At 58.1% G+C, this 25,486-nt stretch carries 23 protein-coding genes; 13 read left to right on the top strand and 10 right to left on the bottom strand.

Going from position 1 to position 25,486, the window contains the following annotated elements; all coding sequences use genetic code 11:
- The first annotated feature begins 1 nt into the window (after window position 1).
- From EAO82_RS14345 to EAO82_RS14325, 5 genes are all read left to right on the top strand, one after another.
- A complete protein-coding gene (locus tag EAO82_RS14345) occupies window positions 2-376 on the top strand; it encodes a type II secretion system protein (protein ID WP_096347410.1) in 375 nt (124 codons plus the stop codon).
- Window positions 363-890: a type II secretion system protein gene (locus EAO82_RS14340; RefSeq protein ID WP_096347411.1), complete on the top strand. Its 528-nt coding sequence runs from the start codon at window positions 363-365 to the stop codon at window positions 888-890. The genes EAO82_RS14345 and EAO82_RS14340 overlap by 14 nt, the downstream gene beginning before the upstream one ends.
- Window positions 891-997: 107 nt before the next feature.
- The gene (locus EAO82_RS14335; RefSeq protein ID WP_231703363.1) at window positions 998-1,390 is read left to right on the top strand and encodes a CsgE family curli-type amyloid fiber assembly protein; all 393 of its coding nucleotides are present in this window, start codon (window positions 998-1,000) and stop codon (window positions 1,388-1,390) included.
- Window positions 1,387-1,803 (top strand): curli assembly protein CsgF, encoded by a 417-nt coding sequence (locus tag EAO82_RS14330; protein ID WP_096347412.1) that lies wholly within the window; start codon window positions 1,387-1,389, stop codon window positions 1,801-1,803. Before EAO82_RS14335 ends, EAO82_RS14330 begins: the two co-directional genes overlap by 4 nt.
- A gap of 23 nt (window positions 1,804-1,826) precedes the next feature.
- Window positions 1,827-2,669: a CsgG/HfaB family protein gene (locus EAO82_RS14325; protein ID WP_096347413.1), complete on the top strand. Its 843-nt coding sequence runs from the start codon at window positions 1,827-1,829 to the stop codon at window positions 2,667-2,669.
- 72 nt (window positions 2,670-2,741) lie between these two features.
- Here the strand turns inward: EAO82_RS14325 and EAO82_RS14320 are convergent, their stop codons facing one another.
- The 4 genes from EAO82_RS14320 to EAO82_RS14305 all read right to left on the bottom strand — a co-directional run bounded on the left by EAO82_RS14320 (window position 2,742) and on the right by EAO82_RS14305 (window position 8,260).
- Window positions 2,742-4,025 carry a hypothetical protein gene (locus EAO82_RS14320; RefSeq protein WP_096347414.1) on the bottom strand — a complete coding sequence of 428 codons (1,284 nt, stop codon included), beginning with the start codon at window positions 4,023-4,025 and terminating at the stop codon, window positions 2,742-2,744.
- 55 nt (window positions 4,026-4,080) lie between these two features.
- The gene (locus tag EAO82_RS14315; RefSeq protein ID WP_096347415.1) at window positions 4,081-4,587 is read right to left on the bottom strand and encodes a curlin; all 507 of its coding nucleotides are present in this window, start codon (window positions 4,585-4,587) and stop codon (window positions 4,081-4,083) included.
- Window positions 4,588-4,651: 64 nt separating this feature from the next.
- On the bottom strand, window positions 4,652-6,868 hold the full coding sequence (locus EAO82_RS14310; protein ID WP_096347416.1) for an Ig-like domain-containing protein: 2,217 nt from the start codon (window positions 6,866-6,868) through the stop codon (window positions 4,652-4,654).
- A 33-nt stretch (window positions 6,869-6,901) separates the two neighbouring features.
- Window positions 6,902-8,260, bottom strand: a complete 1,359-nt coding sequence (locus EAO82_RS14305; protein ID WP_096347417.1) for a hypothetical protein — start codon at window positions 8,258-8,260, stop codon at window positions 6,902-6,904.
- A gap of 290 nt (window positions 8,261-8,550) precedes the next feature.
- Here EAO82_RS14305 and EAO82_RS14300 point away from each other — a divergent pair, with 290 nt between their 5' ends.
- From EAO82_RS14300 to EAO82_RS14290, 3 genes are all read left to right on the top strand, one after another.
- Entirely contained in the window at window positions 8,551-10,014 is a 1,464-nt protein-coding gene (locus EAO82_RS14300) for a sensor histidine kinase (RefSeq protein WP_096347418.1), read from the top strand.
- A 2-nt stretch (window positions 10,015-10,016) separates the two neighbouring features.
- Complete coding sequence (locus EAO82_RS14295; RefSeq protein ID WP_096347419.1) at window positions 10,017-11,444, top strand: sigma-54-dependent transcriptional regulator; 1,428 nt, start codon at window positions 10,017-10,019, stop codon at window positions 11,442-11,444.
- Between the two features lie 106 nt (window positions 11,445-11,550).
- On the top strand, window positions 11,551-12,765 hold the full coding sequence (locus tag EAO82_RS14290) for an MFS transporter (protein WP_096347420.1): 1,215 nt from the start codon (window positions 11,551-11,553) through the stop codon (window positions 12,763-12,765).
- A 39-nt stretch (window positions 12,766-12,804) separates the two neighbouring features.
- Here the strand turns inward: EAO82_RS14290 and EAO82_RS14285 are convergent, their stop codons facing one another.
- The 5 genes from EAO82_RS14285 to EAO82_RS14265 all read right to left on the bottom strand — a co-directional run bounded on the left by EAO82_RS14285 (window position 12,805) and on the right by EAO82_RS14265 (window position 17,805).
- Window positions 12,805-14,169, bottom strand: coding sequence for a mechanosensitive ion channel family protein (locus EAO82_RS14285; protein WP_096347421.1), 1,365 nt, complete (start codon window positions 14,167-14,169; stop codon window positions 12,805-12,807).
- Window positions 14,170-14,302: 133 nt separating this feature from the next.
- Window positions 14,303-15,682, bottom strand: coding sequence for an L-serine ammonia-lyase (locus tag EAO82_RS14280; RefSeq protein ID WP_096347422.1), 1,380 nt, complete (start codon window positions 15,680-15,682; stop codon window positions 14,303-14,305).
- A gap of 133 nt (window positions 15,683-15,815) precedes the next feature.
- On the bottom strand, window positions 15,816-16,163 hold the full coding sequence (locus tag EAO82_RS14275) for a DUF3135 domain-containing protein (RefSeq protein WP_096347423.1): 348 nt from the start codon (window positions 16,161-16,163) through the stop codon (window positions 15,816-15,818).
- 204 nt (window positions 16,164-16,367) lie between these two features.
- Entirely contained in the window at window positions 16,368-16,766 is a 399-nt protein-coding gene (locus EAO82_RS14270; protein WP_096347424.1) for a GFA family protein, read from the bottom strand.
- Window positions 16,767-16,914: 148 nt separating this feature from the next.
- On the bottom strand, window positions 16,915-17,805 hold the full coding sequence (locus EAO82_RS14265) for an AraC family transcriptional regulator (protein WP_096347444.1): 891 nt from the start codon (window positions 17,803-17,805) through the stop codon (window positions 16,915-16,917).
- 149 nt (window positions 17,806-17,954) lie between these two features.
- Here EAO82_RS14265 and EAO82_RS14260 point away from each other — a divergent pair, with 149 nt between their 5' ends.
- The 5 genes from EAO82_RS14260 (at window position 17,955) to EAO82_RS14240 (ending at window position 24,034) form a co-directional block, all read left to right on the top strand.
- On the top strand, window positions 17,955-18,710 hold the full coding sequence (locus tag EAO82_RS14260; RefSeq protein WP_096347425.1) for an SDR family oxidoreductase: 756 nt from the start codon (window positions 17,955-17,957) through the stop codon (window positions 18,708-18,710).
- Window positions 18,711-18,837: 127 nt separating this feature from the next.
- The gene (locus EAO82_RS14255) at window positions 18,838-19,209 is read left to right on the top strand and encodes a hypothetical protein (RefSeq protein ID WP_096347426.1); all 372 of its coding nucleotides are present in this window, start codon (window positions 18,838-18,840) and stop codon (window positions 19,207-19,209) included.
- 110 nt (window positions 19,210-19,319) lie between these two features.
- On the top strand, window positions 19,320-21,521 hold the full coding sequence (locus EAO82_RS14250; RefSeq protein ID WP_096347427.1) for an FUSC family protein: 2,202 nt from the start codon (window positions 19,320-19,322) through the stop codon (window positions 21,519-21,521).
- 189 nt (window positions 21,522-21,710) lie between these two features.
- Entirely contained in the window at window positions 21,711-22,973 is a 1,263-nt protein-coding gene (locus EAO82_RS14245; RefSeq protein ID WP_174958888.1) for a PQQ-dependent sugar dehydrogenase, read from the top strand.
- 125 nt (window positions 22,974-23,098) lie between these two features.
- Window positions 23,099-24,034 (top strand): DUF808 domain-containing protein, encoded by a 936-nt coding sequence (locus EAO82_RS14240; protein WP_096347428.1) that lies wholly within the window; start codon window positions 23,099-23,101, stop codon window positions 24,032-24,034.
- A 30-nt stretch (window positions 24,035-24,064) separates the two neighbouring features.
- Here EAO82_RS14240 and EAO82_RS14235 read toward each other — a convergent pair whose 3' ends face one another.
- The gene (locus tag EAO82_RS14235; protein ID WP_096347429.1) at window positions 24,065-25,252 is read right to left on the bottom strand and encodes a GGDEF domain-containing protein; all 1,188 of its coding nucleotides are present in this window, start codon (window positions 25,250-25,252) and stop codon (window positions 24,065-24,067) included.
- Between the last annotated feature and the right edge of the window lie 234 nt (window positions 25,253-25,486).

Below are 25,486 nucleotides of genomic sequence, written 5' to 3'. Positions count from 1 at the left end.
CATGAAACGACACAGCGGCTTCACATTGATCGAACTCATGGTGGTCATGGCCATTGTGGCCATGCTGATGACTATTGCCTTGCCGCGGTATTTTTCCAGCCTTGAGGCATCCAAGGAAACGACGCTTAAACAGAGCCTGGCAGTGATGCGTGACACGCTTGATCAATATTACGGCGATACCGGTGCCTATCCGGATTCGATCGAGGAGCTGGTTGAACGTCGCTATCTGCGCCAGTTGCCGGTCGACCCGATTCTTGAGCGCTCGGACCTGTGGGTCATCATTGAGCCACCGGAAGGTGTGGCCGGCCGGGTGAGTGACGTAAAAAGCGCGGCGACCGGGCATGCCCGGGACGGGAGTGCATATGCGCACTGGTAATCATCTGGCACGGCCGCAACAGGGCTTCACGTTTCTCGGCGTGCTGTTTCTGGTCACCGTGATGGGCGCTTCGCTTGCCGGTGTGGGCCAGCTCTGGTCAGTCAGCAGCCAACGCGCCAAGGAGCGAGAGCTGCTCTGGGTCGGCACGCAATACGCTCGGGCGCTGCGCAGTTATTACCGCAACTCACCCGGCACTGCGGCTTATCCCCGGCACCTGGAAGAGCTGCTGGAGGATCGCCGCTCGGTGGTGCCCAAGCGGCATCTGCGCCGCCTCTATCCAGACCCCATGACCGGTTCCCCGGACTGGGGGTTGGTGATGTCCTACGGCGAGGGCATCGCCGGTGTGTATAGCCGCTCGGAACGCAGCAGCATGAAACGCTCCAACTTCCCGCCGCAATGGCAGACGTTCGAAGGGCTGGAGCGGGTGTCGGACTGGCAGTTTGTGGCGGAAGACGCATTCGCAGACAGCCAATCGACCGCGCAGCCAATCGCAGCACCGGGAGGCAGCCCATGAGCCCGGTAAGCAGTGCACCGCGCAGCGCCTGGCGATGGCCCGCCTGGACCCTGGTGTGGTTCCTGGCGTGGTGGATGCTTTCGGCACACGCTGACGTCAATACCGATATCGACGCCGGCGCGGAAGCGGAGGCTGGCGGAGACGCGGCTGTCGATGATGCTGCAGCAGCGGATGACGCCATCCTCGCCGGCTTTGTGGTCAACGACACGATTTCCAATATCGGCCACGAGTTTTATCGCTACTTCAGCGAGCGCCTGCGTGATGGCGACGAGCTGGACGTCAACCTGGTGGTGCATGAACGGCCCTCCGCACGCTGGGGCAGTTTGATCTGGGTCGAACTGGACGGCGTGATTCTTTACCAGCGATTTCTCCCACCCAATACCTCGCTATTGCAACCCGTCGCCTACAGCGCGGCGGACTGGATACGCGAGGCCATAGCCCAGCAGAGCCTTGAAAGGATGTTTCAGGATAACTTCGATATAGAAGGGGACGAATTATGAAATGCACCGCAGCAACACATGTATTGCTGGCCTGTGCCGGCCTCGCCCTGAGTGCTGGAGCAAGCGCCACGGAGCTGGTTTACACCCCGGTCAATCCGTCTTTTGGCGGCAACCCGTTGAACGGAAGCTGGCTGCTGAGCAATGCCCAATCGCAAAACAGCCATCGAGCGGATTCAAGCTCCCGATCTTCAACGTCAGGTATCTCCGCCTTACAACGGTTTACCAGCCAGCTGGAGTCCCGGCTGCTGTCGCAACTGTTGACCGATATCCAGAATGGCGACAGCGGCAGCCTGACCACCGACGCGTTCATCATCAACATCATTGACGACTCCGGCATGCTCAGCATTGTCATCACTGACCGGCAGACCGGCGAAGTATCGGAAGTCGTAGTAAACGGCCTGACTAATCCGTAGCCGCTAAAAACAGGGATGGACCCATGAACAAAATCGTTGCGACATTGATACTGGCAGCTACGCTGCACGGATGCGCAAGCCGCGAACCTATGCCAGCCCAGGACACTGAGGCCCCTGTGCTCACGCCCAGGGCGTCGACCTATTATGACTTGCTGGCGCTGCCCCGGCCGAAGGGGCGGGTGGTTGTCGCGGTCTATGGTTTTCGCGACCAGACCGGGCAATACAAGCCCAACCCCGCCAGCTCATTTTCTACCAGCGTCACGCAGGGCGCTGCCAGCATGTTGGTGGATGCGTTGCAGGCCAGTGGCTGGTTCATGGTGCTGGAGCGCGAGGGGCTGCAGAACATTCTGACTGAACGCAAAATTATCCGTGCCTCGCAGAACAAGCCCAACATTCCGGCCAACATTCAGGAGGATCTGCCGTCGCTGCATGCTGCCAACCTGCTGCTTGAGGGCGGGATCACGGCGTTTGATTCCAATGTGCGCACCGGCGGAGTAGGGGCACGCTATCTGGGTCTCAGCCTGGCTCAGGAATACCGGGTGGATCAGGTGTCGGTCAGCCTGCGCGCTGTCGACGTGCGCACCGGACAGGTGCTGGGCAATGTCATGACGTCCAAAACCATCTATTCGGTTGGGCGCAATGCGGGTGTGTTCAAGTTCATCGAGTTCGAGAAGCTGTTGGAGGCAGAGGCCGGATACACATTGAACGAGCCGGCTCAGCTGTGCGTGCTGTCGGCCATCGAATCGGCGGTTGCGCACTTGGTTGCCCAGGGTCTGGAGCGGCGCTTGTGGCAGTTGGCTGATGACGAGCCGGGTTTTTCTTCGCTTTCCAAATACTCCAGTAGTCTACGTAATCAGGCCCCTTGACCGATTTGCCAAATAAAGCTGCTGATAAAAAAACCGCCCTGAAATGGGCGGTTTTGTTTTGCGTGGAGCGATTTACTGTTGTGTTGCTGTGGCCAGGTTGCCGTTACCCTGCTGGGTAATATAGGCGGCATGACTGGCACCCGCCTGCACCGCGAACGCCTGGTTGCCAATCCCTCCCTGAACAATGGCCGCATAATTGAGGCTGTCAGTCTGGGTGATGCTGGCGAGGTTATCCGAACCGTACTGCTGGGCAACCTCTGCGACGTTAAAGGTGCCGGTCTGATCCAGTACCACTTCGTTGTCGACGCCGATGCTGGAGCCGCTGGCAGTATTGTCGCTGCCACCTTGTTCGGCCGTGAGCAAGTTACCGGCGCCGTCCTGGCTGAAGGTGAGCAGATTTCGCTCCCCGGTTTGGCTTACGTCCAGTTCGTTCTCCTGACCGGTTGAGGAGACGATCTGCAGGTGATCCTGGCCCTCCTGATAGATCAGCCCCACGTTGTCGCTGCCGTCTTGATAGACATAAGCCTGGTTGTTGAACGAGTCGATTTGCTGAAGGTCCAGACTGTTCACGTCGCCGGACTGCACGGCGTAGGCTATGTTGAGTTCGCCGCCGGTCTGGTCCACCAACATCTCGTTCAGACTGCCGCTCTGGTCGACGATAACCTGGCTCTGGTTCTGGAGTTCCTGATAGGTCGCCAGGTAGCTTGAGTCACCGTTCTGGGTGATGGTTGTGGTGCTTTGCTGGCTTTCCCATTGATCAGCGTAGGCTTCGTTGCCCACCCCATACTGTTGCAGATAGATCTGATTGTCGTCGGAGAACTGCTGCCAGGTAGCAGCGGTGTTCATGTCACCTTCCTGGTAGACCGCAGCGGTATTTCCACTACCAACAATCTGGTCAACCGATACGAAATTTTCGTCGCCGGCCTGGATCATCAGCGCGGTGCTTTGTACTTGTTCCTCCTGCCAGGTCAAAGCGCTGTTGCCGTCGCCGATCTGCAGCTGTGTGGTGGTGCTGTCGGTGCCGAATTGCTGCAGGCTGGCCCCGTCATTGAACATGCCTTGCTGGTCCTGAAGCGAGGAGCTCCCAGTATTCAGGCTCTGTTCGGACGCGGCGGCGTTGAGATCCCCGGTATGGATCTGGGTTGCCGTGCTCTGGGTTTCTGCCTGGAAGATGAAGGCGTTGTTGTCACCGCCTACCTGATCCTGGTCGGCAAAACTGCCGGTGGCACTGCTCTGGTTCACGTCGGCTATGTTGAAGTCCCCGGTCTGATCCTGGGTCGACAGGCTGTCGTCGGCAAAAGCGTTGAGGCTGATGACAGTAATTATCGCAGCCGTGAGGGGTTTGATGTTGAACATGGTGTTACCTCCACAAATAGAATGTGATGCGTTGCGTTTTTAATTGAGACCAGAGCTACTGGTACTGCGTAACCTCTATGTTCTGGCCACTGCCATGCTGGGTGATGCTGCCGTGCAGCCCCTCCCCGGATTGCTCGATGTGGGCACTGTTGTCTGCGCCATGTTGAGTTATGTATGCCTGGTTGTAGGCGCCGTGTTGGGTGATGCTGGCCAGGTTGGAAAAGCCGTCCTGGCTGATATAAGCGATCATTTCAATTCCCTCCTGGGTGATGAATGCCTCATTACTATTGCCTAGCTGCGCAATAATCCCGACCAGGCCCTCACCGCTTTGGCTGATGCTGGCCTGATGTTCGTCACCTTGCTGGTCAATCACTGCTCGTGTTGCACTGTTGCCGAGGCCGGCCAGTTCAGGCGCAACCGCCAGATCCTGGTTGTCCATAAGGTCCGCCGCTGCGACCTGGCCCGTCAGCATCAGGCTTATGGCCAAACCTTGAACCAGGCCCCGGGTCAGACTGCGGTTTACCTGGCAATTCAACTGACGAGCTATGTATCGAGTCAGCATGGCCTTTACTTCCGTTTACCACCGCCCGCCCAGACCTCGCGTCTGTGCGGGCGGCGGATTTGGCTCAACGTACAGTTAACGGCACGGTCAACACAGTCCCGAAAGCGGACCTGATAGTCGCAGTCGGGTTGGCCGGTAATGACAGCCCTTCAGTGTTTGCCGACAGCCGCCATTGGCCGGTCAGGCTAAGCGTTGCGGTACCCAGTGACAGAGGGCCGTTATTGGTGCTGACCTCAATGGTGATGGTATTGCCGGTCGCCAACGAGGTATTGCCACGCAGATCCCAGGTCTGCCGATCATTGCTGCGCAGGCGTAGCAGCGAAGTCGCGACATTAATGGTTTCAGCTGTGGCGGGTGGTGGAGACACACTGACGGTTACCGTGGCGGGCGCTGATACCGCATTCAACGCATCCTGTACCTGATAGGTGAAGGTTGCATTGAAGGCGCTGCTGACGGTAGCCGGTGGGGTATATCTGACCAGCGAGCCATTGACGCTCACAGTGCCCTGGCCATTGGCCGGCTGGGTCAGACCGACGATGCTGAACGGCTGGTTATTCTCCGGATCGGTATCATTGGCGAGCACATCAATATCGATCGGAATGGCCAGCGTAGCGGCGTTGTCGTTGACTGCCACCGGTGCCTGGTTGGCGCTGATGCTGACCGTTACCTGAGCCACATTGGACTGCTCGCCGCGGATATCCTGGGCGCGATAGCTGAAGGTAGCCTGTATTGGCACGTTGGTGATCGGTGGGGTATACAGCACGCTGGTGCTACCGTTGAGCGCGACGCTGCCTTGCCCGATTGGGGGTTGAGTCAGCGCGACGATGCTTAACGGAATGTCGCCATCAGGGTCTGTATCATTGCTCAGCACATTGATAACGATCGGCACCCCGGAGCTGGTGCTGGCGCTGTCGTTGGCTGCCACCGGAGGCTCGTTGCCGCCAGTTGCTGGCGCGTCATCGATCACACTGACCATTTCGGTGTCAGCGCCGCCCGCAGACGACTTCACGCTGATCCTGGACGGCGGTTGCATCAGATTGGGTACGCTCAGGGTCTGGGTAGTTCCTGCCTTGGACAGTCGGCCAAAGCCTTCTGCTACCAGGTCTGGCACCTGGACTTCATCGCTGGAAACCGCTTCGATGGTCAGGCTGTTATTGACCCAGGAGTACTCGGCACTGGTGATTTTCACCACATCAGTCAAGGGTCTGGATAGCGTGGTCGGCACGGTTGCGCCGCTGGGATTGGCGGCCGTCACAACGATCACCTCAGGCAGCTCGGCCGGAGCCGGCTTGTAGCCAAAGAAATGCCCGTTGTTATCGCCGGTCATATCCACCAGACAGGGTGTACCTGGGTTCTCGCCCACCAGTTCAATCGACTCCCGGAAGCACACCTCGGCATTACCCACCGAAGTCGCGAACACATCGATGCTGCTGCTTCCGCCAGACCGGCTATAAGTAGCCCGCTCGATCTCGGCTGCGGTGGGCGTAAGGTTGTCAAACACCTTGCCACTCAGGCTAAAGGTATTCGTTTCAATCGTACCCGCTGGTCCTTCGATACGAACGAAGTTGGTGTCGAATGGGCTGCCTGTCATGGGTTCACGCAAGCTTGGGTCGCCTACAAAACTCTCGGTTAAACCGGTCTCCGGATTAACCTCGGTGTAGGGGCCGTTGACGCTTTCCAGGAAGGGACCAACATCGCCCTCCAGAGCACCATCAAAATCCCCTGGCAAGCCAATACCAATATCGCGCGTCATGTTGATCGCCCGACGGCCTGTACCAGTCACCTGGATGGTTTCCACGCCATAAGGGTGGGTGATCACATAGGTGCCAGGTATCGGAATGGTCGCGCGGATGCGGATACGGGCAAAACTGACTTGATCGCCGTCCACTGGCGAGTCGCCGGAGAAGGCGGCTTCGAGGGCTGCTACATAGACTTCAAGCTCGTAGTTGCTGTTGCCTGCCGCGGGAATGTCCGTCTCGGCCAGCATCCAGAACAGCTCGCCTGGCCAGTTGCCCGGGAAGATCATCGGTAGTGTATCGTCGAACACGCCGGGATCGGCCGCCAGGGCGCACATGGATGCGTTGGCGTTGCGAGAGCTCACCGCTTTGGATCGGCAGAGTTCAAGCGAGAGCTGATTTTCGTCCTGATACCAGATGGGGAACCCCCCCGATGCGGCGGTATAAGGCCCAAAGTCGAGGCTGCTAAGCGCTCCGAAAGCTTGGCCGGCCGTTAGTGCGGCAAGCGCAAGGCTGGTTGTTAGGGTTTTGTGCCAAATATTCATGGTGCCTCCTGACCTTAGAGCCGGCTAGCTTTCCTAGGGGAGAATGATGACTTCTTCAACATCGACGCCGCCATTGGACGAGGTCACGTTGATACTGGCGGGCGGGATAGGTGTGACGCCGGTCACCAACTGCTTGATGGCGCCGGTCCCGCTCAAATCCCCAATGGGTCCGCTGTTGCCGGTCACGCTCAGCACCGGTGGGCTGGTTTTATCGCTGGATTCGGCTTCGACAGTCAGCTGCGCAGTCGACAAGCTGTATTCAGCGCGATGGATGATCACTTGATCGACAATCTGCGCCTGCGCGGTGGTAGCGGAACTGCTGGGTATCGCCAGGCTGTTATCCGCGGTAACGCTGATACTGCCGAGCACCGTTGGGATCTCACTGGACTGCCCGTACCAGTTTCCGGTGGTGTTCTCCTCGCTCATGACATGGGAGGTACCGCCGGTATCACTGAATTGGGCTGTGCCGGGAGGCGGGGGAGCCAGAGCGAATACATCCTGCCGCGCGACAACGCCGTCTTCACCGGGCTGGCGTGAATAGGTGGCGCGGTCGATTTTTAGCGGCGTCGGCAAAGCAACATCCGAAAGCATGCCGGTAACGGCAAACAGGTTGGTGCGCAGGTCAATGCCGTTAGGTCCCTCGATACGGACGTAGTTGGTGGCGAACGGACTGCCGGTGACTTCTTCCTCAATGTTCGGGTCGCCAACATAGGTATCCACCTCACCGGTATCCGGATTGGTTTCGGTATAAGGACCATTGATGCCGCGCAGGAACGGGCCTACGTCGCCAGTCAATGCACCATTGAACAGCCCATCGCTGGCGATGCCGATATCGCGGGTCATGTTGATCACCCGGTCACCGCCAGCGTCGGCGATGTCTGCGGCGGAGATGTCAAAAACGTCCACGCCGTAGGGGTGGGTCACCGTATAAACCCCTGGGACAGTCAGGTCGACGCGAATGCGCACGCGTGAAAAGGCCACCTGATCGCCGTCAATGGGTCCATCCCCGCTGAAGGCGGCTTCCAGAGCCGTGCCAAAATCAAGCGCAATGCCGGTCGCGGCGTCTTCAATGGAGGCATCGGCGGTAAACCAGAATGCTTCGCTGGGGAAATTGCCGGGGAAGGCAAAGGGCAAAGTATCGTCGAACACGCCAGGTTCTGCCCCCAGCCCGCACATGTAGGTGCCTGCGGCCCCGCCAGCGCGTGAGCTTAGCGCTCGGGAAAGACACAGATCCAGCGCGCGGCCATGGGTGTCCTGGTACCAGGCGGGGAAATTGGCATTCGCCGGTACATAAGGTCCGGGGTCCACGGTATACAACGCTGCTTGAGCGATGCCTGCGCACAGCCCTCCGATGATTATCAGCGCTGATGTTTTCGAAACAGAGCTGCGCATGAGAAATTCCTCCTGCAAGTGGGGTGAGCCTGACTTGCTTTTTTGAGCCAGGCCATGATCCCTAAGCAGCTTCTGTACCAGATCGTTTTATCGGGCTGTAACCAGCGTAATAGACAAGCTGTGAATAAATGAGGGGGGGACGGGGGAGACATGGAATGGGGGTATTCCCCCGTTAATGGGCCCGATTAGGGGGAGCCGCGGGTCGAGAGCGCGGCCGGCATCTGACGAAGGGTGCTTGCTCTGTGCTAGCCGTGCGCTATACCTATATTGTCGGCAAGGATGGAGTGGCTATGATAAACGTCACATCGTACTGGACGGAATCCAAGATCGAGCCCGACTCAGCTACAAAACCGGGTACCCGGCCATTTAATCTATTGCGCTGGTATTCCTGGCTGAGCCTGATCCTGATCACTGCGGTCGCTCTTGTATTGGGCGCCGTGTCTGCACATTTCGTCGTAAACGAAAGTATTGAACGTGACCTGATGCTCAGCGCGCAGTTTGTAAGGGCAGTGGCTGAAGCAGAAATCAGGCATTCGGTCCTGCCTGAAACTCTGACAATGGGCGATCTAGTCGACCTGCGGCGGCTGACAGACCAAGATTTGCCTCTTGAAGTGGTTCATGACGTGCGCGGCGAATTTCTCGACCATATCACCCATCTTCCCGACGCTTTACTGGCGAATATCTACGCCACCGACCGCCGTGTTATCTGGTCTACCAACCCCGACCTGATAGGTCATCAAAGCGCAGCCAACGGTAACCTGGATGAAGCCTTCAGCTCAAAAGGACGGGTAGGCTCCACTTATTTTCATGTCTCTGCGGAAAATCACCATGAGGAGCAGCAGTTCATCCGGCATCCGCGCACCTTCTTTATTGAGAACTATATTCCACTGCTGGATCTGAACGGAGATGTCGCAATAGTCGTCGAAATCTACAAGGAGCCCAATGATCTGGTCGCGCGGATCAAGCGAGGCATGTGGCTGATTGCATCGACGACCATCATTGGCGCGGCGACTCTTTATCTCGGGCTGTTCTGGATTGTGCGCAGAGCATCCCTGGTGCTGGCCTATCAGCAGCAGAAACTGGTTGAGAACGAAACCTACGTGGCGATGGGCGAAATGTCCTCCGCCATAGCACACAGTTTGCGTAACCCGCTGGCCACCATTCGCTCCAGCGCCGAGCTGGCGCTTGAGCTTGATCAGGAGCCAGCGAAGAAAAACATCAACGACATTATCAACCAGGTCGACCGCATGTCTGCCTGGGTGCGTGAGCTTCTGCAGACCTCGCGCCCAATGTCCAGCCGGGTCAGGCCCGTCGAGCTGGTACCTATCATTGAAGATGCCCTGAGCGCGTGCCAATTGCAGCTACAAACCTTTCGCATCGACGTCGATTTCGCGCCGCAGGAACAACCTCTGGTGCTGGCCCATCGTGTACTGCTGTCGCAGGTGCTGAACAGCGTGCTGTCCAATGCCATCGAAGCCATGCCCCACGGCGGGGTGCTGCGGCTGCGGATGGACATCGACACTGCCACCGGAAAGCTGGTGCTGTCTATCAGCGACACCGGCAACGGGATGTCAAATCAACAACGCACGATGGCCTTCAAACCCTTTTTTACCACCAAGCAGGGGGGCCTGGGAGTGGGCCTGGTTACGGTCAAGCGGATCATGGAGCGATTCGGCGGTGAAGTCACACTCAGCAGCTATGAGCAACGCGGTACTACAATTGATTTGGGGTTCAGCCTGGCCCAAGGATCATGATGATGGATAAGACAATTCTGGTAGTAGAGGATGACAGCCTGTTGGCGGAAAACATCCAAAATTATCTTCAACGCAGGGGTTATGAGGCGGTTATCTGCGATTCTGCCGAAAGTGCACTGGAATTGCTGTACACCATGCGTCCTGACGTTGTGTTGACCGACAACTCCTTGCCGGGCATGAGCGGCATTGAGCTGATCAGAAAACTGCAGGCCAGCGCGCCCAACCTGAAAACCATCATGATGACGGGTTACGGCAACATCGAAAATGCCGTGGAGGCGATGCAAGCTGGCGCGTTTCATTACCTGACCAAACCCATCGCGCTATCCGAGCTGAAAGTGCTGATGGAAAAGGCCTTTGGCACGCTGAAGCTGGAGCAGAAACTGTCGTTCTACCAGAAACGCGAAGCCGAGAATGCCGGATTTGAAACACTGATAGGCGGATCGCCGGCCATGCTGGCGCTCAAGGATCGCATCTCCCGGATACTGGCCGCTGAAGGTCTGATGAAAAACACCAATCTGCCGGTGGTGATGATCGAAGGCGAGACGGGCACTGGCAAGGAACTGGTCGCCCGCGCTCTGCACTTCGAAGGCGCAAGGCGTGACAACCCATTCGTTGAAATCAATTGCGCAGCCATCCCGCCGCAGCTGCTCGAAGCCGAACTTTTCGGTCATGAGAAAGGTGCTTTTACCGATGCAAAGGAGCGCCGGGTCGGGCTAGTAGAAACGGCCGATGGCGGCACCCTGTTTCTGGATGAAGTCGGCGAGCTGGATCTGGCCATGCAGGCCAAGTTGCTCAAACTGCTGGAAGACCGATCCTTGCGGCGCGTTGGCTCCGCCAAGGAACGCAAGGTGGATGTGCGTATCATCAGCGCGACGAACTGTGATCTTGAGCAAATGGTTCGTCAGGGCCGTTTCCGCAAGGACTTGTTCTTCCGCCTGCGTATCATTTCGCTCAAGGTCCCGAGCCTGAGGGACCGCGGAGCAGACGTGCTGCTGTTGGCGCGGTACTTTCTGGATCTGCATGGCAAACGCTACGGCAAACCCGATCTGCAATTCTCCCCCGATGCGGAAGATCTCATCGCCAGCTACAGCTGGCCAGGCAACGTCAGAGAGCTGAAAAACATGTTGGAACAGGCAGCCTTGCTGGCGCCGGATCAGGTGGTGAGCGTCGCTCAGCTGAGCCTCTGCCCCAGCCTGGCTACCACTTATGCGCGGCGAATTGGCGATCTGGACAACGCTCGATTCGCCCGGCAAGTGGACAGTAGTGAAGAGGTAGCCAATGCGGGTTGTGGGAAGGATAAGGTCTTGGGTGCTCTGGAGCGAACCGACTGGAACGTGACCAAGTCAGCGCGGATGCTGGGCATAACGCGGGACATGTTGCGCTACAAGATCGAGAAGATGGGCCTGGTGCGGCCTGAGCGGCATTCGTGAAGCGAGGGCGCTAGCTTTATCCAGAGCCTGCTGGGAACATGAGGGGCCGGGTTGTGGTCAATCTGGCTTGAATTGAACTTTCCGCCCCTCGTCATGGAGCCGTTGCATGGCCGCCCCCCAGAATGCGATCTCTTCCGCGGATACGCAGCAGGCGTTATCGCCACAGACCGTATTTACCCTGGCTGCCGGTGCCGGCCTGAGTGTCGCCTCCATCTACTACAGTCATCCGATGCTACCCAGCATGGGCGCGGAGCTGCGGGTCAGCGTTGCTGCGATTGGACTGGTAGCGACCCTGACGCAAGTCGGCTATGCCCTCGGCCTGTTGCTGCTGATTCCGCTGGGCGATCGCTTTGACCGGCGCAACGTGATTCTTGCCAAGGGTTTGTTGCTGGCATTGGCGCTGGTGCTTTGCAGTATTTCCGGTGGTGTTAACACTCTTCTGTTGACCAGCTTGCTGATCGGCGCCGCCGCCACACTTGCCCAGGATATCGTCCCGGCATCGGCGGCCTTGGCCCCGGAAGCCACGCGTGGGAAGACGGTTGGTAGCGTGATGACCGGTCTGCTGGTCGGTATTCTGCTGTCCAGGGTGATCAGTGGTTTTGTTGGTGAATACCTGGGTTGGCGCGTGATGTATGGGCTGGCGGCGGTCAGCATAGTGCTGATCACGGTATGCCTGTGGCGCGTCCTGCCGCGCTTTACGCCCAATACCGGTGTCAGCTATGCAAAGTTGTTGCTGTCGATGGGGCTGCTCTGGCGTCATTATCCGGCGCTACGCTATGCCGCCTTCGCTCAGTGCCTGTTGGCCGTGGCGTTCAGCGCCTTCTGGACCACGCTGGCCATCATGCTGCACGACGACTTCGGCCTCGGCAGCGCCACCGCCGGGCTGTTCGGCCTGGCCGGTGTTGCTGGCGCCTTGATCGCGCCGCTGGCGGGCAAACAGGCCGACCGCTTCGGCCCACACCGGGTTACCTTGGTCGGCGCGATTATCGTGATCGTCTCCTTCGCTTCGATGTTCCTGCTGCCGTTACTGGATACCCAGAGCCGGCTGATTCTGATTGCATTAAGCGCGCTCGGGTTTGATTTGGGCGTACAGGCCACCCTGATCGCGCATCAGACGCTGATCTACGGTCTGGATCCGGAAGCCCGTGGGCGTCTGAACGCGGTGTTTTTTACCACGATGTTCGTCGGCATGGCCGCCGGCTCGGCAATGGGCGCATTCCTGCTTGCCAATGTGGGCTGGCTGGGTGTGGTCGCGCTGGCGACCTTGGCAGGTGTGGGCTGTTTGCTGATTCGGTTGGGGGCAGGGCGGAGAACTGTTTGAATCAGACCTGCCGCCAAATTTAGCGCATAGGGCAAGCCATCAATCTGCTGGCCCGGGGCGTTCCTCCGCATCGCGCTTGAGGCCGGGCAGGCCCTCGGCCGAGACGATATGCAGATCCCGCTGTGGGAACGGAAACTCGATATCGTGTTGGTGGAACAGGTCCCAAATGGCCAGGCGTATCTTGCTGGCCACGTTTACCAAACCTTGCTGAGGGTCGCTGATCCAGACGCGCAGTTCAAAATCCACTGAAGAGTCGCCGAAATCGACCAGGTGGGCTTGGGGCGTATGTATCTCGTCGCTGAGTACCCGGGGCTGGGTCAGTGCGGCTTCGGTCATCAGCTCGATGGCCTTGTGCACATCCGAGCGGTAGGAGATGCCAACCTTGATTTTCACCCGTACTGCGGTGTCGGAATAACTCCAGTTGATCACCTGCTCGGTAATCAGTGTTTCATTGGGAATCAGGTATTCCTTGCCGTCGCGCGTCGCCACCGTCGTATAACGGGCGCCCATGTGCTTGATCCAGCCGTAGGCGTCACTCGTTTCGATCACGTCACCCGGTTTCAGGGAGCGATCCAGCAGCAGAATAATGCCACTGAACAGGTTGGACACCACCTTCTGCAAACCGAAGCCAAGACCGATGCCCAGGGCGCCGGAAAAAACTGCCAGGGCGGTCAGATTCACACCAACAAAGGTCAGCGCGACCACCACAGCGACCAGATAAAGAACGATGCGCAATACCTTGCCGATCAGCACCCTGGCTGCTGGCGTCACGCCCTCCAGATACACCAGACGGCTGTCGACCAGCCGGGCCAGCAGGCTGGAGAGCCAGATAAAGATCGTCAACACCAGAATGCCGTTGACGAAACCCATCAGCGACAGGCGCACATCGCCGACGTTGAAAGCAATTGCATTGAGCAGATCACGGAAGCCCTGCAGCCAACCGAGAATGGCCAGCGCAGCGACAAACCAGACGATGGCAGCGAGCAACTTCGCCCAACCAGGTTGGCGCAGCAAACTGGTAAGCAGGCGTATGACCACCCAGGCAGTCAGCAGATTGGCTCCAATGCGTAGCAGTTCGCCTTCAAGGCCCATCCTCGTCGCTGCGCCATGGGCAATCCAGGTCAGCAACGCGGCCGCGCCGGTGGTGCCGATCAACAGCAAGCGGCGCAAGGTGTAACGCATGCCAGGCAACAGGGCTTCGCGCGCCAACATGGCGTCCACGCGCGGCATTGTCAGCCGGCGCAGCATCACTGCAAAGAGCAAAATGCCTGTCAGCAGCACGGCTTCAATCAGGGTGCCGCTGGTGAAAAGATGGGCTTGTGCCCAGCTACCAACGGCCTCGGCACCTTCTTCGAGGGAAAGGGCTGGAAGGTCTAAAGGTACCTGCGGATCGTCTTTTGCCATGCGGCGATTGCAGCACCTTTAACCGGGCTTGTCGAGATAACGCGGCGCCTATTTACCACCAAGGCGTCTGGCTGGGAGATCGACAACGAGAAAGCGACTCTGAAGCTGGGAAAGGGCGCTAAGCTGAATTTTCTCAGCATTCCGTAATGCTGACCGCGAGCCCGCCCAGGGATGTTTCCTTGTATTTGTAGGACATTTCCAGCCCGGTTTTTCGCATTGCCTCGATGCAATTATCCAGCGGCATAAAGTGCTTGCCGTCACCGCGCAGCGCCAGCGAGGCGGCCGCATAGGCCTTGATGGCGCCAAAGCCGTTGCGTTCGATACAGGGCACCTGCACCAGCCCCTTTACCGGATCGCAGGTCATGCCTAGATGGTGCTCCAGCGCAATCTCCGCGGCATTCTCTACCTGCCGGGCATTGCCGCCACGCACTTCACATAAGCCAGCGGCGGCCATGGCAGCGGCGGAACCGACCTCACCCTGGCAGCCAACCTCGGCGCCTGAGATCGAGCTGCGCTGCTTGATCAGGCCACCAATCGCACTGGCCGTCAGCAGAAAGTCCCTCACCTGTTGCTGCGTCCCCTGTTCGTGGGTCACAAAGTAATACAGCACCGCCGGTATCACGCCGGCCGCCCCATTGGTGGGCGCTGTCACCACCATATTGCCGGCAGCGTTTTCCTCGTTGACAGCCATGGCATACGCACACAGCCAGTCATTGATGTTCGCCGTTTCCGGTTTGCTCTTTATGCCCTCGTAAAGCGACTTCGCTCGCCGAGGAATATCCAGCCCACCCGGCAGCACGCCATCTGTAGCCAAGCCACCCGCGATACAGGTCCGCATGGCGCGCCAGATGTCATCCAGCCCTGCAATGAGGTCGCTTTCATCAAGATGCTCAAGCTCGTTAATGTACTTCATGCGAGCGACGGAAAGCTGATGCTTGTCAGCCAGCGCAAGCAAGGATCTGGCTGAATCAAAGGGATAAGTTGAAGAATCGACTGCTGCGAATTTCAGCGGAGCCTGCAGCTGGTCAATTTCAGCCAGAGTGTTGATGAAGCCGCCACCGATAGAGAAATAGGTTTCCGCAAGCAGCGGCTTGCCATCACGGTCTATCACCTCGAATACCATACCGTTGCTGTGCTGTGGCAACGGTTTGCCTGTGTCAAAGATTACATCCCGAGCGGGACTGAACAAGAGTGCTCGATTCGGGTCCAGCTCGATCTGTTGGCTTCGCCAGAGTTGAGTCACCAGCGCCTGTACATCAGTTTCGACAAGATCGGCCGGAAGGTAACCGTGCAAGCCCAGGGCAACAGCCCGGTCAGTCGAATGGCCTTTACCGGTGTAGGCCAATGACCCTTTGAGCGTGCAGCGGAGGGTGGCACCTTGCAGGCTCTCTTCATCAAACGCATGCTCTTTTATACGACCGATAAACTCATGGGCGGCAACCATAGGCCCGACCGTATGGGAACTCGATGGCCCGATACCTATTTTGAACAGATCCAGCACGCTGATAAACATGGTCGCTTGCACTCGCGGAGGGTTAGGGAAAGCGTAGCACGGCCCTCAGAGTGCTCTCCTTTTTGGCCGGAATCCATTGCCCAATTTGAGCAGCCTACACCCCAGGATAGACCCGAAAAGGAAAGCATAGCCGTCATTGCAGCGAACGGTGGTGTTTGTCGAACGGTATAACCGTCGCGGTCGGGGGCTGATCTGGAGGGGTGGAAGCTCTGCGCAGATCCAGACTCGCATTCAGCTCGACCAGCGAATCAAGCATCATTCGAGAGATTTTGATGCAGGCTTGCATTGGGTTGCGCGCCTTGCGCCGCTCTGCCTCGATCACGAATGCCAGACCCTCCAGCCGTCGGCGTCGGCATTCCGGAGCGCTTGCGATCAACTCGGCGATCAGTAGCTTGCGCAGATTCTCAAGCGCCTGCGGTTGTTCCAGCGCCATGATTTTCAGTTCGTCAAAGCTGGGTAATCTGGTTGGTTGCTCGGTCATCGTGCGAACCCTGCAATAAGGCTCGCCTGTATCGGCGTAACGTCCTAATGAAGCGTTAGCCGCGGCCGAGCGGTTTTACTGCGCTGGTATTTCTGATGACCACGTAACTGGGCAGTAATTCCACAGACCCGAAAAAAGAGCTCGTTATAAAGTCCTGTCTTGGCAAACGTGGGTACGCATGTGGCCCAGATTGTCGACGGCTTCCTATTCCGGAAACCGCTCAAACTCCGGCAGCTCATTCATATGCTGCATCCAGTTCATTCGCTCAGCCGTCTGTATTGTTATCTCGGGAGGCAAAGCTTCTGGATCGTCCAGTGTCGCCGTCTGCACATCCACAATCCCAGGCAGGAACTCTTCATTGCGATAGAACAGTCCGCTCCCGCAGTTGGCGCAGAAGCTGCGCATGGCGGTGCCGGATGAGTTGATGGTTTTCGGCTCCCCTTGTGTCACGGTAAGGGAGGCCTCGGGGTACATGGCCCAGGTCACCATGGGTGCGCCGGCGCTGCGTTGGCAGTCACGGCAGTGACATAGCGCTACGGTTTGTGGCGTGCCGGTCAGTTGGTAGCGAATGGCGCCGCATTGGCATTGTCCAGAAAGGGTCACGGCTGGGCCTCCTCAGTCTTTTTGGTATTTCCAAGCATAGTCTGGATGCGTTGAATTTCACTAGAAACGCTCAGAAAAATACAGGCGAAGTTGGGCGAGGACGGGTGCAGTACGTGCGTGTTGGTCAGAAAGGAGATCGTATTGCAGATTAGCCTGCGTGGGCCTTGCGTTTGACCTCCTGGGTTTCCTGGGCAGGGGGCAGGCCAAACATTCTGCGGTACTCGCGGGTAAATTGGGACACGCTTTCATAGCCCACGGTAAAGGCGGCATGGCTTGCAGTAGAGCCTTCGCAGAGCATCAGGCGACGCGCTTCGATCAGGCGCAGCTTCTTCTGAAACTGCAGCGGCGAGAGGGTGGTGACCTTGCGGAAATGATTGAAGAAGGAGGAGGGGCTCATTCCCGCAGAGGAGGCGAGCTGCTCGACCGTAATCGATTTCGCATAATCGGTACGCAGAACCGAGACCGCGCGTGCCACACGACGAACATGCGCGTCCGGCCAGCCCAGGCGTCTGATCGCGGGCCCGTGTTCTCCTACCAGTAGCCAGTAGTGCATTTCGCGCACCAGCTGCGCCTGCAAAATGGGTATGGATTCGGGTTTTTCCAGCAACTCCATCATGCGCAGCGCAGTGGTGATCAACTCCTTCTGCGTTGGTTTGGTCTGTACCACAGGTACGTTTGGGGTGGGAGCGGCTTCCATGGTAGTGGTCAGATCAGTTAATACGGACAGGTCCAGCTCCAGTGCAATGGCCAGATATGGCTTCTGCTCGCTTGCCGTTACTATCTGGCTGACGGCTGGGAGATCCGCAGAGATCAGCATCGAATTGCCGGGCCTCAGCTCCAGGGGCTCCTTGCCGATGGTGACCTGCTTGGCACCCTGCAATACCAGACACACCAGCGGCTTTTGAATCGAATGCTGCAGCTCATTCGGCGCAGTCAGTCGCATGGTGCTCAGGCCGTCGAACGGAGTGAACGCCATGCCGTTTGCCTCGGCGTGTGCCGCACCGTAGCGATCGACTGCATTGAGTAAGAGAGTATTCATGGCTTGATTCTGCGCGTGGGCGGCTCGTCCGGCAATATGAACCTGGGTATTTTTGTAGGAATAGGCAAAGCGTGCATAAGATCTGGCAACGCAGCAGTTTCGCGTAAGGCGCAGCATTTCAGTGTGCCCATCGACTACAGGAGCTGCACATGTCTAAAGTTACACTCGTTACCGGTTCAAGCCGCGGGCTTGGCCGCAATACTGCACTGAACATTGCCCGCCAGGGCGGCGATGTGATCGTTACCTATCACAGCCGTAGCGAAGAGGCGAACGCGGTGGTGGCGGAAATTGAAGCGCTGGGCCGCAAGGCCGTTGCCTTGCAGCTGGATACCGGCGCGGTCAGCTCGTTTCCCGCTTTTGTTGAGCGGTTGCAAGGCGTGTTGCGGGAGGTGTGGCAGCGCGACCGGCTGGATGCCCTGGTCAATAACGCCGGGCAGGGTGAGTTCGCACTGATAGCAGACACCACTGAAGCTCAGTTTGATGCCCTGATGAACGTGCATGTAAAAGGGGTTTTTTTCCTTACCCAGAAGTTGCTTCCGTTGATTGAAGATGGCGGTCGCATCATCAACCTGTCATCGGGATTGACGCGCGTCACCCTGCCTGGCTTCGGCGCCTATTCCGCGATGAAGGGCGCGGTCGAGGTGCTCAGCAGGTATCTGGCAAAAGAGTTGGGTAGCCGCGGCATCACCGTTAATACCGTCGCGCCGGGCGCCATCGAGACTGACTTTATGGGCGGTGCCGTACGCGATAATCAGGACATGAACCGGACCTGTGCCGATATGACCGCGCTGGGTCGTGTAGGGGTGCCGGATGATATCGGCCCGATGATCGCCAGCCTGTTATCCGAGAATAATCGTTGGATTAACGCTCAGCGAATCGAGGTTTCCGGCGGGCAGGGTATCTAACCAGGACAAGGTCGCCCCTGGGTTAGACCACCAGGGGCGCCTTGGCAATTTTATGCTTGTTGATCAAAGAGGGTAAACTACCGGGAATATGGCCCACAGTTCCCATTCCTCCAATCCGGTAATTTAAATGCTGATATACCTTCTGGTCGCCTGTGACCGCCTTGAAGAAAAGCGAGAGAAAAAACTGCGGCAGAACCTGCCGGAGCTGCAAGCAGCGTTGCAGGCTTATGTTGATGCCAACGCCGCCAACAATGTCACGCTGATCAATGAGTGTGAGAGCGAGTCTTGTGAAGACTGGCAGTTGGGTATCACCCAACCGGTGACCAAGAACATTCATCTTAACTTTCCGGTGGACCTGTTCAATGGCCTGGCTGAGCAATACGGTATTGATTGCGAGGTGGGGTATATCGAGGACGATGCCCGCGAGCCGGTCAGTTATTTCGGCAAGCATGAAGGCAAGGGTGAAGCCTTCCTGATAGCGGAATATCTGGGGTTATAGCCGCGCACCCAGCGTCGTGACGATGACAAAGATGGTTTGTCATCGGGGAGCGGGCCGCTGCAGATCAACTAAGCTCAGTCAAACAGGTCACTCCCCCCACAGGGCTGGAAATGCGCAAACGCTTTAGAAACCTTCTTCGTATCCTTCTTAGCTCCTACGTCACCACCGGCATTTCCGCCGGCCTTGGGCTGCTGATAATAGCGGCGTCGGTGTTTTTCCTTTTTGGGCCATTGGCTGCATCGGTCGCCACGGTGGGGGCAATCGTCTGTATTCCGCCGGACCGCGCCTCACCCCGTCGCAACAAGTTCTTCCATCTGCTGCCCGCGGCGGTGATCGGTTTACCGCTGTTTGCTTGCGTGCAGATATTGCACGACCAGCCGCTGTATCTCGGCTTGCTGCTGGTTCCCGCGACGTTCATGGCCTTTCTGGCTGGCGCATGGGGCAAGCAGGGTGTGCCGATTGTCATCTCGATCATGTTCGCGATGATCTTTTCCATGGCGGTGCCAAGCCAGAGTCATGGAGTGTCCCTGCTGGTCACCTGTGGGTATTTTGCGCTGGGTGCGACGGCCTATCTGCTGTATGCCACCGCGTCCAATACACTGCTGAACGACCGCTATCGCGCACAGGTATTGGGTGAGATCTTTCTGTCGATGGGTGCGCTGATGCGCATACAGGGTAGCCGGTTCGGCGCCGCACTGGGTCAGTATCCCGCTCCCCAGCCGGGCGAGTTGATGCACAAGCAGGCGGAACTGGCAGACGAGCTGCAGGCCGCGCGCAATATCCTGCTCGAGTCGCCGCGTCAGCCGCGCCGGCAACAACTGGCGGCGATGCTGATCAACCTGCTGGAGCTGCGCGATCATCTGCTGGCCAGCGAGCTGGATCTGGATGCCGCTGCAGCCAACCCGGATTGTGCGGTCACGCTCGATCAACTGGGCCAGATAATCGGTCAGTTGGCAAAAGCGGTGGAGAACATGGGCGACGCTCTGCTGCGAGGTGGCACACCGCCCAGCTTTACCGACCGGCGTTCGGAACTGGCGGACCTGAACTGGAACGTTGCGGGCAACGCACAGCCTGGTACCGATTTTCCGCCCGTGTGGATGCTGCTGCGCGGGTTGATCAACCGCGTCGGCAACATCAATGACGAGATAGTCAAGTTGAACCGCCTGGCTCGGGGTGAAGCAGAGCCGGATCTGGCTCTGGTCCGCACGGCCTGGAAGCTGTTTGTCAGCCCCACCGCGTGGTCGTGGCGGCCGTTTCTGTTGCTGTGGCGCTGGGATGCGCCGCCGTTGCGCCATGCCTTGCGTGCCGCCCTGGCCGTCGGGACCGGCTATTGCTTTTCCCTAGCCTTGCCGTGGGCAACCCATGGCTACTGGATTCTGCTGACTATCGTCGTGGTGTTGCGCGGCAGCCTGTCGCAAACGCTGGAGCGCCGCGACGCCCGGGTGGCCGGCACCGTGCTCGGCTGTATTCTGGCCGCCGGCCTGTTGGTCATGAATCCGCCGCTGCTGTTGCTGATGATCATTGTTCCCGTGGCCCAGGCAATATCGCATTCCTTCGCCATCAAGCGCTATCTGATCACCTCGGTGTCCGCCACAGTGCTGAGCCTGACCCTCGCGCATTTGCTCAGCTCTGGCTCCAACCTGGAGTTTCATGTGCTCGAGCGGTTGGGCGATACCCTGATAGGCGCGGGTATAGCATGGGCGTTCAGCTATGTGCTGCCCTCCTGGGAGCGCGGGCAGATTGTGGCACTGGTCAATCGGGCTGTGCTGGCGCAGGCGCAACACGCCAAGATCGCCCTGAGCCGGAGCCAGTTGCAGGCGATCGATGATGAATTTGAGCTGGAATGGCGGCTCGCGCGCAAGGAAGCCTTCGACAGTCTGTCGGCACTGGTACAGGCGACACGTCGATCACTGTCAGAGCCGAGGGCCGTGCGCCCGGCGCTGGAATCACTCGAACAGCTGCTTGCCAGGGGCCATCAGCTGCTTGCGCAACTGACTGCGGTAAAAAGCCTGCTTATTCGTCGCGGGCATCTGGAGCATGACGATATAAGCGAGCCGATGCACATCGCAGCACAGAAAATCGACGCAGCCCTGACCGCACCCCATTCAGATGCGCTGCCGGATGCACCGGTTTATAAAGCCTGGCCTATTGAAAACTCAGCTGCCGATTCACTTGATTACGATCTGAAACCCTTGATTCTGCGGCGCTTGAATCTGTCTGTGGATATTGCCATCAAGCTGCGCGAGGATGCGGATAGAGCGTTGGCGATCAGGAGTGCTGAAAATCGCCAGGCTATCGAGGATAAAGCGTAACAATTAGCTAACAGACGGAACAGTCACTTACGGCTGAAAGTATGATGAGCTGGTTGATGGCCTGGCTAATGGTCAGGCACGGTAAGGGCAGAAGGCAAAGCCTGACTTGAACTTTGCTCAGAGACCAACGATCAATGACTCTGACCCCATTGATTCGACCCATTGATTCCCCAATCCTCAGGAGTACTCATGGTCCCTTTCAGACATTCCCTGATCTTTCTAGCAACCCTCGGGCTATTGACCGCCTGCGACAATCAATCGAACCCAGGTAACCCTGATCAGCCTCCCGCGCCGACCACTGAAGCCCAAGCGGCCCCGGCAGAGTCGTCCTCTACTGCTGCCGATACGGACTCAGCTGAAGCGATGGCGGCATCTGATCCGAGCGAGGTGGAATCAACCGACTCCGGTACTCCTTTTACGGTGGCCGAGATCACCCGGTTCGAGTCACCCTGGGCCATGACATTCCTGCCAGATGGTCGGCTCCTGGTAACAGAGATGGCGGGTAACCTGCGTCTGCATGACCTGGAGACAGGTGAAACCGGGAACATCGGCGGCGTACCCGAGGTCGTTCATGCCGGGCAGGGTGGACTGGGTGATGTGCTATTGCACCCGCAATTTGAAGATAACCAGCAGGTCTATCTCAGCTATGCCGAGGCTGGAGACGGTGGTTCTGGCGCAGCGGTAGCCCTGGCCCGGCTGGTATTGGACGAGAATGGCGGCGGCGAGCTTGAAGATCTCAAGGTGATCTGGCGGCAAACGCCGAAGATGTCTGGCGATGGCCATTTCGGCCACCGCCTTGCGTTTGATGATGAAGGAATGCTGTGGATCAGCTCCAGCGAGCGGCAGGAGTTCGACCCGGCGCAGGACATGACTGGCAACTTGGGCAAGATGGTCAGGTTGAACGACGATGGCAGCGTACCTGATGATAACCCCTTCACCGATCAGGGCGAGGTGGCGGCGCAGGTCTGGTCTTTGGGCCACCGTAATATTCTTGGAATGGCTTTCGATGCAGACGGCCAGTTGTGGGCCCATGAAATGGGTCCGCAAGGTGGCGATGAGCTGAACCTGATCGAAAAGGGTGCCAATTACGGCTACCCAATCGTATCCAACGGCGAGCACTACGACGGCAGGCCCATCCCCGATCACGACACTCGTCCAGAGTTTGAAGCGCCCGCTATCAGCTGGACGCCGGTGATCTCGCCGGCAGGCTTCATCATCTATGACGGGGATCTTTTCCCGGAGTGGAAGGGTAGCGGCTTTATCGGTGGCCTCTCGTCTCTCGGCCTGGTACGTGTTGAATTCGACGGGGAAAGCGCCCAGGAGGCAGAACGTTTTGACCTGCAGCGACGCGTGCGCGAGGTTGAGCAAGGTCCGGAGGGTGCGATCTGGCTGTTGGAAGATGGCAAGCGTGGAGGTAACGGTACGCTGCTGAAGTTGACGCCGCAGGAGTAGGTCTGCAGCCGAGCCAGCCTATTGCTGGCTCGGCTACTTCTGGGCCGGAGTATACTTGACCCTTTTGAAACTGCGGGCGCTGGTCAGGCCTCTACCCAGGTTCCAACGAACAGGAGATTCACCTCGTGGCTTCCAGTCTGCTTGCGCTAATCGACGATATTGCCACCATTCTCGACGACGTCTCGATCATGACCAAAATCGCCGCCAAGAAAACCGCTGGCGTGCTGGGTGATGACCTTGCGCTTAACGCGCAGCAGGTGACCGGTGTTAAACCAGTCCGAGAATTGCCGGTGGTGATGGCCGTGTTCAAAGGCTCCTTGCGCAACAAGTTGATCCTTGTGCCGGCTGCGCTATTGATCAGTGCATTCATTCCCTGGGCGGTAACGCCATTATTGATGCTGGGCGGCGCGTTCCTTTGCTACGAAGGCTTCGAGAAACTGGCACACCGGTTTCTGCATGATGATGCGCAGAAGCATGCCGAAACGGTCCGAGCGCTGGCTGATCCGCACGTGGATATGGTGGCTTTCGAGAAGAACAAAATCAGCGGGGCGGTAAGAACCGACTTCATCCTGTCTGCAGAAATTATCGCGATCACGCTAGGCACAGTGGCCGACGCGCCATTCCTGCAGCAGGTCCTGGTACTGTCAGGCATTGCATTGATCATGACCATTGGCGTGTACGGACTGGTTGCCAGCATTGTAAAGCTGGACGATCTCGGTCTGCTGTTGAGCCAGAAGACCAGTGCCCTGGTAAAGAGTATTGGCAACGCCATACTCTTTATCGCGCCCTGGTTGATGAAAACCCTGTCAGTTGTCGGCACGGCAGCTATGTTCATGGTCGGTGGCGGCATTCTTACCCACGGCTTCGGTGCTGTGCATCATGCAATTCTAACCAGTGCCGAGTTTACCCTGGCGCTGCCTTATATTGGCTCGGTGTTGGGCGGGTTGGTGCCAACGCTCCTCGATGCGCTGTTCGGCATACTGGCGGGCGCGGTGATCCTCGGCGCCGTGACATTGGCTGGCCGTGTTTTCGGAAAAGAAGGGCATGAGAAGGCGGAATAAAAAATCTGAAGCCTTCTTGCTTGTGTCAGGTTACGTAGTAACAGCCGCAGTAGCGCTTGCATCAACCAGCTTGCCACCAGCCAATCGCACTGTATTTCGTCCTGTCGCTTTGCATTCATACAGCGCGGCATCTGCCTGAGCGATCAGGCTGTTGCCATCATCTGTGGCGCTTGGCACACCGACCCAGACGCCAGCGCTGAAGCTCTGGGGGATGCATTGCTGGCCAAACAGCGTGGGGTTGTCTGAAATGGCCTGGCGCAGATCTTCTACCGCTGTCATGGCACCCTCCACGGTGGCGCCGGGCATCAGCAGCAGGAACTCTTCTCCGCCGTAGCGGCCCAGACTGTCGGTCTGCCGCAGTCTTTTTTTCATTTGCTCAACGCAATGCCGCAACACCTCGTCGCCAGCCAGGTGTCCGTGCTGGTCGTTGATGCTCTTGAAGTGATCCAGGTCAATGATGACGATGGCCAGTCTGGTGTCAGTCCGCCGCGCACGCTCCACTTCACGCTCAAGCTCTTCCAGAATGGCGCGCCGGTTGGGTATGCCGGTGAGGGCATCGCGCAGGGCAAGATACTTGAGAGCCGCTTCACTGCGCTCCTTGGACATCAGCACCAACCCCAGCGACAGCATCATCACTGTCACCGTGCCGAGGCTGATAGATATCGATTGCCTGAGGTTACTGACGTCATAGCGCATTTCCACTGCGCTGCCCCCGACAATGGACACCACCCGGATGAGGACGCCTATCAGACTGATCCCCGCGCCGACGATCAGCAGAATATGAGCGCGCCCGCCCGGCTGGGCGAAGTGTGCTGCCCAGCGGATGATGAACGCGCACTGGATCATGAGTATTCCAGAGGCCACCAGAGTGCGCGGCTCCAGCGTATTGAGCAGCAGAGTAAGCAGGACTATCTGGCAGAGCGGCAGGCTGAACAGCCAGAGCCAGGGAACGCGGTGCTCGGCAATACGGAAAATACTCGCTGTGTAGAAGGCCACTGCGACCGAAAGCAGCGAATTGGGCACGGCATAGGTTACCCACAGGGAGGCATGACCGAATAGGGTAAAACAGACGTAGGCCAGTGCGTGTGCCAGCAACCCGGCCCCCACTGTCAGCAGGCCATCGCGCTGGTTGAAGCGGCCGACAACCAGCAGACAAAAGGCCATGATCATAGCCACCCAGGCCACCGAGGCGAAGATGGTTGGCGTGTGAGCAATCATGGGTAAAGCACCGTGCAGGCCGAGCGGCACGGATAGTCTGTCACTGGAAGAGAGGAGGGAGACTGCACTTTTATTTTTTTGCCTATACCAAGTGCATCTGTCATCGAGCTTGCATGTTGCCCAAGGCCGTTGCCGTCAGCGTGTCTCGTCGGGATGTTGGTGTCCTTCGCTACAAAATATAGCACTAGCGGCAGAAGGTGGCACTGTAGCCATAGCAAAACCTGCTATTGAGTT

Origin of the sequence: Halopseudomonas pelagia (assembly GCF_009497895.1) — a bacterium.
GTDB classification, from domain to species: Bacteria; Pseudomonadota; Gammaproteobacteria; order Pseudomonadales; family Pseudomonadaceae; genus Halopseudomonas; species Halopseudomonas pelagia_A.
The sequence above is the reverse complement of the archived record's forward strand: the minus strand, read 5'-3'. Positions and strand labels throughout refer to the sequence as shown.